The sequence below is a fragment of the Saccharopolyspora antimicrobica genome (genome assembly GCF_003635025.1).
In the GTDB taxonomy this organism is placed as follows: Bacteria; Actinomycetota; Actinomycetes; order Mycobacteriales; family Pseudonocardiaceae; genus Saccharopolyspora; species Saccharopolyspora antimicrobica.
On sequence record NZ_RBXX01000002.1, the window covers coordinates 3,034,223 to 3,048,138 of the forward strand.

The following is a 13,916-nucleotide window of genomic DNA, read 5'->3' on the forward strand; positions in this document are numbered from 1 at the left end:
CTGGCGGATCTGCACTGAAACCGGGAGCAGCACCCGTGGCCCGAGTCGTTGTCGACGTCATGCCGAAGCAGGAGATCCTCGACCCGCAGGGGCAGGCGGTGGCCAATGCGCTGCCGCGGCTCGGGTTCGAAGGGATCGCCGAAGTCCGCCAGGGGAAGCGTTTCGAGCTGGAGGTCGCCGACGACGTCGACGACGACACGCTCGCCAAGATCGCCGAAACGCTGCTGGCCAACCCGGTCATCGAGGACTGGACCGTCCGTAGGGTGGACGCATGAAGATTGGCGTCATCACCTTCCCCGGCACCCTCGATGACGTCGACGCCGCCCGCGCGGTGCGCCGCGCCGGTGCCGAGTCCGTCGCCCTCTGGCACGCCGATCACGACCTCAAGGGCGTCGACGCGGTGGTCGTGCCCGGCGGCTTCTCCTACGGCGACTACCTGCGCTGCGGCGCGATCGCCAAGTTCGCCCCGGTGATGACCGAGGTGGTGGAAGCCGCCCGCAAGGGCATGCCGGTGCTCGGCGTGTGCAACGGCTTCCAGATCCTGTGCGAGTCCGGGCTGCTGCCCGGCGTGCTGACCCGCAACGCGGGCCTGCACTACGTCTGCCGCGACCAGTGGTTGCGGGTGGAGAACAACAGCAGCGCGTGGACCACCCGCTACGACGCCGGTGCCGAGCTGCTGATCCCGATCAAGCACGGCGAGGGCAACTACATGGCCGACGAGGCCGTCCTCGACGAGCTGGAGGGCGAAGGCCGGGTGCTGTTCCGCTACGCGGGCGAGAACCCGAACGGTTCGCAGCGCGGGATCGCGGGCATCACCGACGCGCGCGGCCGGGTGGCGGGCATGATGCCGCACCCCGAGCACGCGATCGACCCGCTGACCGGCCCCACCGACGACGGCCTCGGCATGTTCCTGTCCGTTCTGGATGCACTGGTGGCAGCGTGACCAACATCGACACCGTCGAGCAGGCGAAAACCACTCCCGAGACCGACCAGCCGTACCGCGAGCTGGGGCTGAAGGACGACGAGTACGCCCGGATCCGCGAGATCCTGGGCCGCAGGCCCACCGACGCCGAGCTGGCCATGTACTCGGTGATGTGGAGCGAGCACTGCTCCTACAAGTCGTCGAAGGTGCACCTGAAGTACTTCGGCGAGACCACCACCGACGAGATGCGCGAGAAGATGCTCGCGGGCATCGGCGAGAACGCCGGCGTGGTGGACATCGGCGACGGCTGGGCGGTGACGTTCAAGCTGGAGAGCCACAACCACCCGTCCTACGTCGAGCCGCACCAGGGCGCGGCGACCGGTGTCGGCGGCATCGTCCGCGACATCATGGCGATGGGCGCGCGCCCGGTCGCGGTGGCCGACCCGCTGCGCTTCGGCCCGGCCGACGCGGAGGACACCAAGCGGGTGCTGCCCGGTGTGGTGTCCGGCGTCGGCAGCTACGGCAACTGCCTGGGCCTGCCGAACATCGGCGGCGAGGTCGTCTTCGACGAGTGCTACAGCGGGAACCCGCTGGTCAACGCCATGTGCGTGGGCGTGATGAAGGTCGAGGACCTGCACCTGGCGCACGCCAGCGGCAAGGGCAACAAGATCATCCTGTTCGGTGCGCGCACCGGGCTGGACGGCATCGGCGGCGTGTCGGTGCTGGCCTCGGAGACCTTCGACAGCGACGAGACCGGTGCGGGCCGCAAGAAGCTGCCGAGCGTCCAGGTCGGCGACCCGTTCGCCGAGAAGGTGCTCATCGAGTGCTGCCTGGACCTGTACCACGCCGGCCTGGTCGTGGGCATCCAGGACCTGGGCGGCGCGGGCCTGTCCTGCGCCACCTCGGAGCTGGCCTCGGCCGGTGACGGCGGCATGCGCGTCGACCTGGACCAGGTCCCGCTGCGCGCCACCGGCATGACGGCCGCCGAGATCCTCTCCAGCGAGTCGCAGGAGCGGATGTGCGCCGTGGTGGAACCGTCCAACGTGGACGCATTCCTGGAGGTCTGCCGGAAGTGGGACGTCACCGCCACCGTGATCGGTGAGGTCACCGACGGCGAGAACCTGGAGATCTACTGGCACGGCGAGCTCGTGGTGGACGTGCCGCCGCGCACCGTCGCGCACGAGGGCCCGGTCTACGAGCGCCCGGTCGAGCGGCCCGCCGAGCAGGACCTGATCGCCGCGGACAGCGCGAGCACGCTGGCCCGTCCGTCCACGAAGGACGAACTGCGCGAGACGATCCTGCGGATGGCGGCCTCGCCGAACCTGTGCTCCCGCGCGTGGGTCACCGACCAGTACGACCGCTACGTCCGCGGCAACACCGTGCTGGCGCAGCCGTCGGACGGCGGTGTGCTGCGCATCGACGAGGAGACCGGTCGCGGCATCGCGATCTCCACCGACTGCAACTCCCGCTACACCCGGCTCGACCCGTACGCGGGCGCGCAGCTGGCGCTGGCGGAGGCCTACCGCAACGTGGCGACCACCGGTGCGACGCCGGTGGCGGTCACCAACTGCCTGAACTTCGGTTCGCCGGAGGACCCGGGCGTGATGTGGCAGTTCCAGCAGGCGGTGCGCGGCCTGGCCGACGCCTGCAAGGAGCTCGGCATCCCGGTGACCGGCGGCAACGTCAGCTTCTACAACCAGACCGGCTCCAAGGCGATCCTGCCGACCCCGGTGGTCGGCGTGCTGGGCACGATCGACGACGTGACCCGCCGCATCCCCACCGGCATCGGCGGCGAGGACGGCGAGACGCTGCTGCTGCTCGGCGAGACGCGCGAGGAGTTCGGCGGCTCGGAGTGGGCTCGCGTGGTGCACGACCACCTCGGCGGTGTGCCGCCGAAGGTCGACCTGGCGCGCGAGAAGCTGCTGGCGGAGATCCTGGTCGCGGGCTCCCGCGACGGCATGATCTCGGCGGCGCACGACCTCTCCGAGGGCGGCCTGGCGCAGGCGCTGGTGGAGACGGCGCTGGTCGGCGAGTGCGGTGCCCGCGTGGTCCTGCCCGAGGGCGCGGACCCGTTCGTCTGGCTGTTCTCCGAGTCGGCGGGTCGCGTCCTGGTGGCGGTCCCGCGCAGCGAGGAGACCCGCTTCACCGACATGTGCACGGCCCGCGGTCTGCCGTGGTCCAAGGTCGGTGTCGCCGACGCGGGCGAGAAGTCCCTGGACATCCAGGACGTCGCGAACATCCCGCTGCCGGAGCTCCGCGAGGCCTGGGAGGGCACCCTCCCCAAGCTGTTCGGCTGATCGTTTTCCGGTGAAGGGCCTCTTCGAGTCGCCTCGAAGAGGCCCTTCGGCTACCCCGGCAGTTGACCCTCACGCAGGGGCAACCTCGCAGCATGGTCGTCATGACCACGAGTACCAGTGCGATCGAGGTGGCCGGATCGCCCGATCCGCACGGCGATGACGGTGAGCGGGCCGGGAGAGGCGACAGGACGATGCGGCACTTCCCGGTGCACCACGACGGTGTCACGATCCCGGTGTCTCGCGGCGGACGGGGACGACCGCTGGTCCTGTGCCCTGGGCTGAACACGACGCAGGCCGATCTGCACGAGCTGACCGAGCTGCTGCGGCGCGACCACGACTTGGTGACCTTCGACCTCAGGGGGCATGGCCTCGCCTCGGCCGCCGAGCAGTACTCCTTCGAGGCGTTCCTCAGCGACCTCGTCGCCGTGATGGCGGGCCTCGACCTGCCCTCGGCGCCCGTGCTCGTGGGCTACTCGCTGGGCGCGGATCTGGTCGTGCACTACGCCTCCGAGCATCCGGACACCGTCGCCGGGCTCGTTCTCATCGATGGGGCGAACCCGGTGCCCGAACCGTTCATCACCGAGTCCGAGCTGCCGGAGTTCCGCACGATGTGGGAGGAACTGGCGACGCAGCACGAGGCTGAGCGGGGCACCGAGCGTCAGGTGCTGCTCACCGCACGGGAAATTCTCGACCTGAATCTCGAGATCGATGTGGTCCGCTCCGAAATCCTCGACCGGTACCGGAAGACCGACTGCCCGATCACCATGGTCATGTCGGCCTCGATGGCCGGAGACAGCGGCGAAGGGCGCGCACTGCGGCGCAATCAGAACTGGCGTGCCGGCGTCGAGCGGCTCGTCCACGAGCGACCGCACGTCTCCACGTCCTGGCTCGACGCCGATCACCGGCTGGTCTTCACCCACGCCCCGCAAGTCGCCCGGATCATCGGGAGCGCATGGAGCTGAGCCGGTCACGCGACTTCTTGCTGCTAGGAGGCTGGTCGGATGCTGACCATCGGCGAGCTGGCGTCGTACGCCGGAGTGACGGTGCGCGCGGTGAGGCACTACCACGACAGGGGACTGCTGCCGGAGCCGGAGCGGGACCACTCCGGCTACCGGAGGTACGACGCCGGCGCCGTGGTCGAGCTGATCAGGATCCGGACCCTCGCCGGGGCCGGGGTCCCGCTGGCGCGCGTGCGGGAGCTGCTGGAAGCCGACGAGGAGGAGTTCGCCGCGGCGGTGGCCGACATCGACGAGCGGCTGCGGACGGAGATCCGGGAGCGGCAGCGGCACCGGGAGCGGATCGCCCGCCTCGCCGCCGGGGACAACCTGGCGCTGCCGTCGCAGGTGGTCGAGTTCCTCGACCACCTGCGGGCGCTCGGGGTCGACGAGCGGATCGTCCAGGTCGAACGGGACGGCTGGATCCCGCTGGTCGCGCACTCGCCCGAGCGAGTCCCGGAGTGGGTGGCGCGCAAGCAGGAGCAGATCGCCGACCCGCAGCTCATCGACTTCTACCTCGCCTTGGGCCGGGCTCTTGACCGGACCGACGACGACCCGCGACTGGTCGAGGTGGCCGACCGGCTGGCCGACTACATCACCCGGCTGGCCGACGAGCGAGGTGAGGACTACGTCGACAACTCCGATGTCGAGCCACCGTTCGCCGAGCTGATGGACGCACTGGCATTCGCCGCCGCGCCGCCGGCCCGGCGACTGATCGAGCTGCTGAAGCAGCGAGGCTGGACCGGCTGGACCAAGCTCGAGCGAGTGGTCCCCGAACGAGGGCACCTTTAGGCAAGCAAGTTGCGGTGCCTTTCACGGGTTTGGTCCTTCACAAGCGGGTGAGGTCGAAGGCCTCCGTGCGGGCGGTTCCGTCGTAGCCGCCGGTCGGGGCCGGGAGGCCGAAGAGGGCGCCCAGGGTCGGGGCGACGTCGATGGTCCGGGCTTCGGCCGCGGACGTGCCGGTGCGGATCGCCGGGTGGCCGCCGGTGATGAAGAACGGGATCGGTTCGGTGGCCGGGTGGCCGTGGTTGCCCGGGATCGGGTTGGAGATGACCTCCGGGTCCGCGAAGCGCCAGCCCGGTTCGCAGTAGACGACCAGGTCGCCCGCTTCTGGGCCCAGCCGGAGTTCGGCCGGGTCGTGGGCGGAGAGGACGCCTTCGGTGGCCAGGGCCAGTTCTCGGAGTCGGGACACCGCTGCTTCGCGTTCGGCTTCCGGGCCGGTGAAGTACAGCAGCTCCGCGCCGCCGTTCTGGGCGATCTGCACGCGGCCGGTCAGCAGCGGGTCGTTCTCCACCGCCCTGCTCAGCGAGATCACCCGGTGCGCCCACGACCAGTCCATCGAGTGGTCGGCGCAGATCAGCAGCACGCTGGAGGACCAGCGGTCGGTGCGGACGAGGTGGTCGACGAACCGGCCGACCTGCGCGTCGGCGGAGGCCAGCGCCGCGGCGCGGGCGGCTCGCAGCGTGGTGCCGGTCAGGTCGGCGTGGCCGAGCCGGTCCACGTCGCCGAAGTTGGCGAACACCAGGTCCGGATCGGAACTGTCCACCATGGACACCAGGGCGCTCGCGGTGAAGATGTCCGGGGCGTGCCCGCTGATCGGGACGATCGGCCGCGGCTCCCACCGCACGCTGGCCCGGGTGCCGAAGATCCCGTGCAGGTACTCCTTGCTCAGCACGCTGCCGGTGACCTTCCCGTCGGCGTGCAACCGGTCCAGCAGCGTGTCGAACCGCAGGTCCGACGCGCGGTCGAGGGTGCGGATCTCGCCCTGCGCCGCGTCGTAGACCGAGTTCGCGGGCACGCCGGAGCGGTCCGGCCGCACGCCGCTCATCATCATCACGTGGTTCGGGATCGTCTCCATCACCGGCAGCGACCGGGCCTGCGGGAAGGACGTCCCGGCCTCGCGCAGCTCGTGCAGGCGAGGTGTCAGCCGCGGGGTGATCTCGTCGGGCGAGCAGCCGTCGACGACCAGCGAGTAGACCCGCAGCGGCTTGTCGCCCCCGGCCGCCCACGCGGTGGGAGCCGCGGCGGACAGCAGCACGCCGGTGCCTGCGACCTGGAGGAAACTGCGTCGGTTGAGCGAAGTCATCGCACGGGCTCCTGCACCTGTTCGATCTGCTGGGTTCCGGTGGGCACTGCGTAGGAGGTCGAGTGGTGCGCGGCGCTGTTCGGGGCGGTGCGGTCGGTGAGCGCGTACCAGTCCATCTGCGCCCGTCGCGGGGTGAGGTCCAGGACGCAGAAGCCGTGCGAGTCGAGGTCGACGTGCTTGATGTGCGGGTTGTTCACCCGGATCGCGCCGACCATCGCCCGCGAGACGGTCTGCGGCCGGACGCGCAGGATGTCGTCGATGTTGTCGCTGGTCACCGACGTGCAGACGAACTCGACGCCGACCGAGTTGCGGTCCCGCGGATAGCTGCGGGTCGAACCGGGCAGCTCCGAGGCCCACGCGGAGTGGATGTCGCCGGTCAGGAAGACGGTGTCCTGGATGCCGTGGTCGCGCAGCACTGCGAACACCGCGTCGCGGTCGGCGGTGTAGCCGTCCCACTGGTCGAGGTTCAGCGGCAGGCCCTGGACGAGCGGGGTGCCGGTGAGCTCGCCGAGCGCCCGCTGCCGCTCGATCGACAGCGTGGACGGGAACCGGACCGGCGCGATCATCACCGGGTTGCCGATCAGCTTCCACTGCGCCTGCGACCGCGCGAGCCCGTCGGTCAGCCAGCGCAGCTGCGCGTAGCCGGTGATGGTGCGCGCCGGGTCGTGGACGTCGTGGTCCAGCCTGCTGCCGACCTGCTCGCTGCGGTAGGAGCGCAGGTCCAACATGGACAGTTCGGCGAGCGAGCCGAAGGCGAACCGCCGGTACAGCACGCCGCCGGGCTCGTAGCGCACCGGCATCCACTCGGCGTACGCGCGCTGCCAAGCCCGCTTCCGGTCCGCGTAGGAGCCTTCGGCGCCTTCGGTGTGGTTCTCCGCGCCGTCGGCCCAGGCGTTGTTGGCGGACTCGTGGTCGTCCCAGGTCGTGATGAACGGGACGCGCGCGTGCAGGGCCTGGAGGTCGGGGTCGGTCTTGTACTGGGCGTGCCTGCGCCGGTAGTGCGGCAGCGTGATGACCTCGGTCGGCGGGTCGTGCGGCCGCACCACGACGTCGCGCGCCTGGTACTCGCCCGGGGCGTACTCGTAGAGGTAGTCGCCGAGGTGCAGGACGGCGTCGAGGTCGTCGCGGTCGGCGAGGTGGCGGTACGCCGAGAAGTACCCTGCCTGCCAGTTCGAGCAGGACACCACGCCGAAGCGCAGCCGCTCCACGGAAGCGCCGAGCGCGGGAGCGGTGCGCGTCCGCCCCACCGGCGAAACCGCGCCCGCAGCCCGGAACCGGTACCAGTACCAGGCGCCCGGGGCCAGGTCCGCGACGTCGACCTTGACCGTGTGGTCCCGCGCGGCGCCGGTCGTCGTGCTCCCGCTCGCCACCACTCGCCGGAACTGCGGATCGGCGGCCACCTCCCACCCGACGGCGCAGTCCGGGCCGATGCCGGAACCGGGAGTCGCGCTCGGGCCTGGGGTGACCCGGGTCCACAGGATCACGTTGCTCGGGGTGGGATCACCGGAGGCGACCCCGTGGACGAAGACGTCCGACGGGGCGGCCACCGCGACCTCGGTGCTGCTCAAGGTGATGGCGGCCACGCCACCGGCTTTGAGCAGGGTTCGACGGCGAAAGCTCACCAAAGAAACGTGATGGATCTTCGCCTTTTTGCACACCCCGTCCGGCACAACGTTGCGGATTCGTTCGGCGGGCGGTGTCCGGACCGGAATGCGGAATTCACCGCTGCGTCAACGTCTCACGGAGCGCGACCGGGACAGCGCTGAGAGTCGGTTCAGCCGAGTCCGATGTGCGTGTAGCCGAACCCTCAGCGGACAGCGGCCTCCCAGCCCGTCGGCAGGACGACGTCGTGGTCGGGGTTGGTGGTGATGCCGTCGTTGCGCACTTCGCCGCGGAAGGTCGTGCCGGACATGTCGACGTCGTGCTCGAAGACGGCCTCGCGGAAGTCGGCCTCCGCGTGGAACTCGGCGCCGGCCATCGACAGCGCGTTGCCGAAGCGGCTCTTGTCGAACTTGGTCGTGCCGGTGAACCGGGTGCGCCGGAAGGTCGCCCGGCCGCTGAACTCCGTGCCGGGGAACCAGGCCAGCTGGTGGAAGACCGCGTCGTCGCAGCGGAACCGCCCGTACAGCCGGCCGGGTCCGATCGTCGCGGCGGTGAACCACACCTTCCCGTGGAACTCGCAACGGCTGAAGTTGTTGTCGCTGAACAGGCGTCCGTAGCGCAGCGTCAGCGTGCCGATCTTGCGGTCGCTGAGGTCGAAGTACTCCAGCGTCGCGCCGGTCAGGTCCAGGTCGTAGACCGGAGCGTCGGCGTCGTCGACGCGCGGCAGCAGCTCCTCGATCAGCCGCTGAGCCGTCAGCCGCACCTGCAACTTCCGCTCGGCGTTGTTCCTGGCCGATCGATCGGGCCAATCGCCCCCGTAGCGCGGATGGCCGAAAGGACGGCGCAGGTAGGAGCACAGGACGTCGAGCACGGTCTGGGTGTAGTCGGGGCGGTTGCGGGCGAGCCCGGCGAGCGCGTGCAGCGCGCCGACGCGGACCTGGTCGGTCTCGTGCCCGAGCAGCTCGATCGCGCGGGCGAAGCGCTCGTCGGCGATCCGGTCCCGGTCCAGCTCCACGCGCCGGTCCTCCAGCTCGTACCGCTCGCGTTCGACCTGCTGCCGCTGCTCCTCGGTGCGCCGCCGCCGGTCGTTGAGCCACAGCGCGTAGAGCGCGACGACCGAGCCCGCGGCCAGCCCGCCGGTGCGCAGGGCGTCGGCGCCGGTGGTGCGCGGGTCGAAGGCCAGCAGCGCGGCGCTCACGCCGAGCAGCACCACCACCGCGATGGCGATCGTCGCGACCAACCAGATCCTGCGCTCACGCATGCGCTTCCTCCTGCTGGTGCGAGATGCGAGCCCGGTTCGGCGCGGCCAGCGGTTCGAGCTCCCAGCCGTCGGGGAGGACGTTGTCCACAGCTGTGTTGACCTCGGTGTCGTGCAGCGCGATCGCGGGTATCGGCGCCTTCGCCCTGAGATCGACCCCGTGGTCGAAGCTCGCCCTGCGGAGGTCGCAGGACGCGAAGAAGGCCGCCTGCTCGAAGGAGACGTGCTCGGCGAACCGCGCTTCCTGCAGGTTCACCTCCGCGTGGAACTCCGCGTGCGCGAAGCCGACCGGCGCGTGGCTCTTCGCGCACGTCAGGATCAAGCGGTCGTGGAACACGGCCTTCCCGGCCTGGAACGGGTGCAGGAACGTGGCGTCGTGCAGGTCGACCTTGCGGTGGAAGACCGCGCCTTCCAGGTTCGTCCGGTGCCGGAACCGGCACGCTTGCGCGTCGAGGCGGCCGACGACCCGGCCGGACAGGTCGAAGCGGTCCATGGAAGCGGCCGCGATGTCGAGGTCGTAGCGGGGCGGGTCCACCTCGTCGGTGGTCGGCAGCAGCGACACCACGAGCTTGCTGGCGGTCTGCCGCACCGTCCGCTCGCGCTGCAGCTCCTCGGGGACCTTGCCCGGCACCGGATCGACCGTCCACTTCGGATGGTCGAACGGGCGTCGCAGGTACGCGCACAGCACGTCGAGGACGGTCTGCGTGTAGTCCGGGTTGTTGCGCGCCAGCCCGGCGAGCGCGTGCAGCGCGCCGACGCGCACCTGGTCGGCCTCGTTGCCGAGCAGCTCCACCGCCCGCGCGAAGCGCTCGTCGGCGGCCCGGACGTGGTCCTGCGCGGTCCGCCGGTCCTCGAGGGCCTGCCGCTGCTGTTCGAGGGCGTAGCGCTCGCGGTCCAGCTCCTGCCGCTGGGCGTCCAGCTCCTGCCGTCGCTCCTCGACCCGGCGCCTGCGGTCGTTGAGCCACAGCGCGTAGAGCGCGACGACCGAGCCAGCGGCCAGTCCGCCGGTGCGCAGGGCGTCGGCGCCGGTGGTGCGGGCGTCGAAGACCAGCAGGGCGATGCTGACGCTGACCAGCACCACCACCGCGATGGCTATCGTCGCGACCAAACCGATCCTGCGCTCACCCATGCGCGTGATTCTGCCCGGCGCCGCCGCGGTTCTGGGCGCGCACGGGAGAACCCGCGGCGCCGTCGGGAGCGGCACCGCGGGCTCGCGGAGGTCAGCCGTTGGCCAAGGCCTGCAAGCGGTCGTAACCGCCGTTGAAGGTGTTCTTGTCGATCGGCGAGGAGGTGTACTGCCAGATCGTCCAGATGCCCCAGTTGTACGGGAGCTGGCCGACCGTGCTCGCGTAGCGGGCGACCCACAGCGGGTTGGTCGAGCTGAAGTCGCCGTCCACGCACTGGTTCCACCAGCTGGTGGAGGTGTAGATGACGGGCCAGCGGCCGGTGCGCGAGTGGTAGGTGTCGCTGAAGTCCTTGATCCAGGCCGTCATCTGGCTCTTGGTCTTGCCGTAGCAGGTCGAGCCGTACGGGTTGTACTCCATGTCCAGCGCGCCCGGCAGGGTCTTGCCGTCCTTCGACCAGCCGCCGCCGTTGTCCACGAAGTAGTTGGCCTGGGCCGCGCCGCTGGAGCGGTCCGGCAGGGCGAAGTGGTAGGCGCCGCGGATCATGCCCACGTTGTAGGAACCGTTGTACTGCTGGGCGAAGTACGGGTTCTTGTAGCCGGTGCTCTCGGTCGCCTTGACGTAGGCGAACCGCATGCCCTGGTTGTACCAGGAGTTCCAGTCCACGTTGCCCTGGTGGCTGCTGACGTCCATGCCCGCCACCGTGGCCAGCGGCGCGATCGCAGGCACGGCCTGCTCCTCGCCGCCCTCGTGCTTGCGGATCTGCGAGCCCATCGGCGTGTCGGTGACCGGTTCGGTGCTGGTCTGGCCCATCGCGGAGTCCCTTCCGGGAAGGGGAGTGCTGGCCAGCGCTGGCGCGCACAGGAAGACGGCACCTGCGCAGAGCACCGATGTTAAGGAGAACAGGCGTAATCGGCGACCACGTCCACTCGGACGGTTCATCGGGGCCTCCATGGTGTTGGTTGCGCCGCGTCGTCGGGGGACTGCGCGGCTTGCCCCGGAAGTGTCGCGAATCGTTTTCGTAAGAAGTAGATCCTGTGTTAGTTTTTAACCGGATTGGCTCAATCCGGACAGCTGAGGGTGAACTGCTGGTCACCGACGGGTAGTTCAACGTCGTGCACAACCTCTCGGCCGGGTTGAGCGTCAACACCAGCAGATCGATCATGACAGCCGTACTCGAGCGATCACGTGGTTGCGGACGGTAATCGATCGTCGTGTGAACCACACGGATGGCCTGCTCGGATGAGGTTACGGCTTACCCCGGGTGCCGCACATGATGTTCGACCGCCGGACCGATCCGGTCGTATGCTCCGAACGAGAACGGGCGAGGCGAGTACGAGTGGAGGGCGCCCCAGGCATGACTGGCTGGACCGCGCCGGTGCCAAGCGCTCACGAGGTGACCGCCGAGGTGAACCGAGCCGACCGACGCCGCTTCGCGGCGGCCTGGGCGCACGTGCTCATGGGTACCAGCTACGTGCCCATGACCAGCGCCGAGATCGAAGGCCGCCTGTACGGCTACACGGACCGAATGGTCGATGCGCTGCTCAGCGACCCGTTCGACGCGGCAGCCGCGCGCGAGGTGGGCGTCGACCTGGTCGCCGTGCACTTCACCAGCGCCGAGTCGCTGGCCCGCACGGTGAACCTGATCGGTGACGAGATGCTCGACGCCCTGGGGCTGGACAGCACTCCCAGCTGGCGCAACCGGGTCGCGGCGCTGCAGGGCGCGCTGTGCTCCGGGTTCGTGCAGGCCGCGCGCAAGCGCACGCTGGACGAGCAGGAAGCCATCCGGCAGGCCGTGCTCGACGCCCGCGACGCCGTCGAGCAGGCGCTGCGCACCAGCGAGGCGCGGTTTCGCGCGATCTTCGCCGAGGCCGCCATCGGCATCGGCATCGGCGACATGGGCGGCCGGATCCTGGAGGTCAACGACTCGCTGATCCGGATCATGGGCCGCTCCGGCGAGGAACTCCGCACCATGCTGGTGTCGGACATGATGCACCCGGCCGACCCGGACAGCGTCTGGCGGATGTACCAGGAGCTGGTCCGCGGCGAGCGCGACCAGTTCCGGGTGGAGAAGCAGTTCATCCGCCCGGACGGCAACACGGTGTGGACCGAGATGATCGTGTCCCTGGTCCGCGGCGAGGACGGCCTGCCGCTCTACCAGGTGGCGCTGATCGAGGACGTCACCGACCGGCGGATGCTGCAGGAGCGGCTGCGGCACCAGGCGATGCACGACCCGCTGACCCGGCTGCCCAACCGCGCGCTGTTCCTGGAACGCCTCACCGACGTCCTCCGGCAGGACGAACCCGGCGCCCGGGTGGCGCTGTGCTACATGGACCTGGACGGCTTCAAGGTCATCAACGACAGCCTCGGCCACCACGTCGGCGACGACCTGCTGGTCGCGGTCGCCGACCGGCTCGCCGCCGTGGTGCACGGCGACGACCGGCTCGTCGCGCGGATGGGCGGCGACGAGTTCGTGATCCTGCTGCAGAACTCGCGGAACGTCGGCCAGGCCGTGGACGTCGCCGACATGGTGCTGAACGCGCTGGAGGAGCCGTTCCGCGTCGGCGGCCACGAGCTGTCGGTGGGCGCGAGCATCGGCATCGTGGAGCGGCCGGTGCCCGGGCAGACCGCCGCCGAGCTGATGCGCGACGCCGACGTGACGCTGTACTGGGCGAAGGCCGAGGGCAAGGGTCAGTGGGCGCTGTTCGACCCGGAGCGCAACGCCACCGAGGTCGCGCAGTTCCACCTGTCGGCGACGATGCCCGCCGCGCTGGAGCGCGAGGAGTTCTACGTCGACTACCAGCCGCTGATCGGCCTGCGCGATCACAACGTGGTCGGGGTGGAGGCGCTGGTCCGCTGGCAGCACCCGGAGCTCGGGCGGCTCGGCCCGGACAAGTTCATCGGGCTGGCCGAGGAGACCGGGCTGATCGTGTCGCTGGGCCGGTGGGTGCTGCGGCAGGCCTGCCTGCAGGCCCGGCGCTGGCAGGACCTGTTCGGTTCGGCGGCGCCGTTCGTCAGCGTCAACCTGGCGGTGCGGCAGTCGCGCGATCCGGCGCTGGTCAACGACGTGGCGGCGATCCTGGCCGAGACCGGGCTGGAACCGTCCCGGCTGCAGCTGGAGCTCACCGAGAGCGCGATCATGGGCACCGCCGACGAGCCGCTGGACGCGCTGCGCGCGCTTTCCCAGATGGGCGTGCGGATCGCCATCGACGACTTCGGCACCGGCTACTCGAAGCTGGCCTACCTGCGCCACCTCCCGGTGCACGAGCTGAAGATCGCGGGCTCGTTCATGGAGGGCCTCCGCGACGCGGAGCGCGCGGACCCGGTGGACGCCCGCATCGTGTCGACCCTGGTGGACCTGGCGCACGCCCTCGGCCTGACGGTCACCGCGGAGGGCGTGGAAACGCTGGCCCAGTCCCGCCGGATGGCCGACATCGGCTGCGAAACCGGCCAGGGCTACCTCTTCGCCAAACCCAGCTCCCCGGCCGACATCACCCGGTTCATCGCCGACAGCCTGGACTGAGCCCGGCACCGATGTCCTGGCGGTGGCGGAGGTTCGGTCGTGAATGCTGCCCGTGAGTGCTTTGTGGACCCCGAAAGTGCTCACGGCAGCTGACCAGCGGAAACCGTTG

General features: G+C 70.2%; 11 protein-coding genes. 6 read left to right on the forward strand and 5 right to left on the reverse strand.

The features are described 5' to 3' along the window. Positions 1 to 35 precede the first annotated feature (35 nt). From purS to ATL45_RS14875, 5 genes are all read left to right on the forward strand, one after another. The gene (gene purS / locus ATL45_RS14855; protein ID WP_093159179.1) at positions 36 to 275 is read left to right on the forward strand and encodes a phosphoribosylformylglycinamidine synthase subunit PurS; all 240 of its coding nucleotides are present in this window, start codon (positions 36 to 38) and stop codon (positions 273 to 275) included. Then, complete coding sequence (gene purQ, locus ATL45_RS14860; RefSeq protein ID WP_093159182.1) at positions 272 to 943, forward strand: phosphoribosylformylglycinamidine synthase subunit PurQ; 672 nt, start codon at positions 272 to 274, stop codon at positions 941 to 943. The genes purS and purQ overlap by 4 nt, the downstream gene beginning before the upstream one ends. Further along, complete coding sequence (purL, locus tag ATL45_RS14865; RefSeq protein WP_093159184.1) at positions 940 to 3,219, forward strand: phosphoribosylformylglycinamidine synthase subunit PurL; 2,280 nt, start codon at positions 940 to 942, stop codon at positions 3,217 to 3,219. Before purQ ends, purL begins: the two co-directional genes overlap by 4 nt. Before the next feature lie 101 nt (positions 3,220 to 3,320). Next, positions 3,321 to 4,181, forward strand: a complete 861-nt coding sequence (locus tag ATL45_RS14870) for an alpha/beta fold hydrolase (protein WP_093159296.1) — start codon at positions 3,321 to 3,323, stop codon at positions 4,179 to 4,181. Positions 4,182 to 4,220: 39 nt separating this feature from the next. After that, on the forward strand, positions 4,221 to 5,006 hold the full coding sequence (locus tag ATL45_RS14875; protein WP_093159187.1) for a MerR family transcriptional regulator: 786 nt from the start codon (positions 4,221 to 4,223) through the stop codon (positions 5,004 to 5,006). Between the two features lie 37 nt (positions 5,007 to 5,043). Here ATL45_RS14875 and ATL45_RS14880 read toward each other — a convergent pair whose 3' ends face one another. The 5 genes from ATL45_RS14880 to ATL45_RS14900 form a co-directional block, all read right to left on the reverse strand. Next, positions 5,044 to 6,300 (reverse strand): alkaline phosphatase family protein, encoded by a 1,257-nt coding sequence (locus ATL45_RS14880; RefSeq protein ID WP_093159189.1) that lies wholly within the window; start codon positions 6,298 to 6,300, stop codon positions 5,044 to 5,046. Beyond that, the gene (locus ATL45_RS14885; protein WP_246025352.1) at positions 6,297 to 7,922 is read right to left on the reverse strand and encodes an alkaline phosphatase D family protein; all 1,626 of its coding nucleotides are present in this window, start codon (positions 7,920 to 7,922) and stop codon (positions 6,297 to 6,299) included. The genes ATL45_RS14880 and ATL45_RS14885 overlap by 4 nt, the downstream gene beginning before the upstream one ends. Positions 7,923 to 8,107: 185 nt before the next feature. Beyond that, a complete protein-coding gene (locus ATL45_RS14890) occupies positions 8,108 to 9,163 on the reverse strand; it encodes a pentapeptide repeat-containing protein (RefSeq protein ID WP_093159192.1) in 1,056 nt (351 codons plus the stop codon). After that, complete coding sequence (locus tag ATL45_RS14895; RefSeq protein WP_093159194.1) at positions 9,156 to 10,289, reverse strand: pentapeptide repeat-containing protein; 1,134 nt, start codon at positions 10,287 to 10,289, stop codon at positions 9,156 to 9,158. Before ATL45_RS14895 ends, ATL45_RS14890 begins: the two co-directional genes overlap by 8 nt. A 91-nt stretch (positions 10,290 to 10,380) precedes the next feature. Then, positions 10,381 to 11,097 carry a lysozyme gene (locus ATL45_RS14900; protein WP_093159197.1) on the reverse strand — a complete coding sequence of 239 codons (717 nt, stop codon included), beginning with the start codon at positions 11,095 to 11,097 and terminating at the stop codon, positions 10,381 to 10,383. A 595-nt stretch (positions 11,098 to 11,692) separates the two neighbouring features. Between ATL45_RS14900 and ATL45_RS14905 the strand changes: the two genes are divergently transcribed. Continuing rightward, positions 11,693 to 13,807: a putative bifunctional diguanylate cyclase/phosphodiesterase gene (locus ATL45_RS14905; protein ID WP_246025353.1), complete on the forward strand. Its 2,115-nt coding sequence runs from the start codon at positions 11,693 to 11,695 to the stop codon at positions 13,805 to 13,807. The last annotated feature ends 109 nt before the right edge of the window (positions 13,808 to 13,916 follow it).

Coding starts and splice junctions, on each gene's coding strand:
- ATL45_RS14875 (WP_093159187.1), top strand. CDS start 4,221: ATGCTGACCATCGGCGAGCTGGCGTCGTACGCCGGAGTGACGGTGCGC.
- ATL45_RS14880 (WP_093159189.1), bottom strand. CDS start 6,300: ATGACTTCGCTCAACCGACGCAGTTTCCTCCAGGTCGCAGGCACCGGC.
- ATL45_RS14900 (WP_093159197.1), bottom strand. CDS start 11,097: ATGGGCCAGACCAGCACCGAACCGGTCACCGACACGCCGATGGGCTCG.
- ATL45_RS14890 (WP_093159192.1), bottom strand. CDS start 9,163: ATGCGTGAGCGCAGGATCTGGTTGGTCGCGACGATCGCCATCGCGGTG.
- ATL45_RS14870 (WP_093159296.1), top strand. CDS start 3,321: ATGACCACGAGTACCAGTGCGATCGAGGTGGCCGGATCGCCCGATCCG.
- ATL45_RS14895 (WP_093159194.1), bottom strand. CDS start 10,289: ATGGGTGAGCGCAGGATCGGTTTGGTCGCGACGATAGCCATCGCGGTG.
- purQ (WP_093159182.1), top strand. CDS start 272: ATGAAGATTGGCGTCATCACCTTCCCCGGCACCCTCGATGACGTCGAC.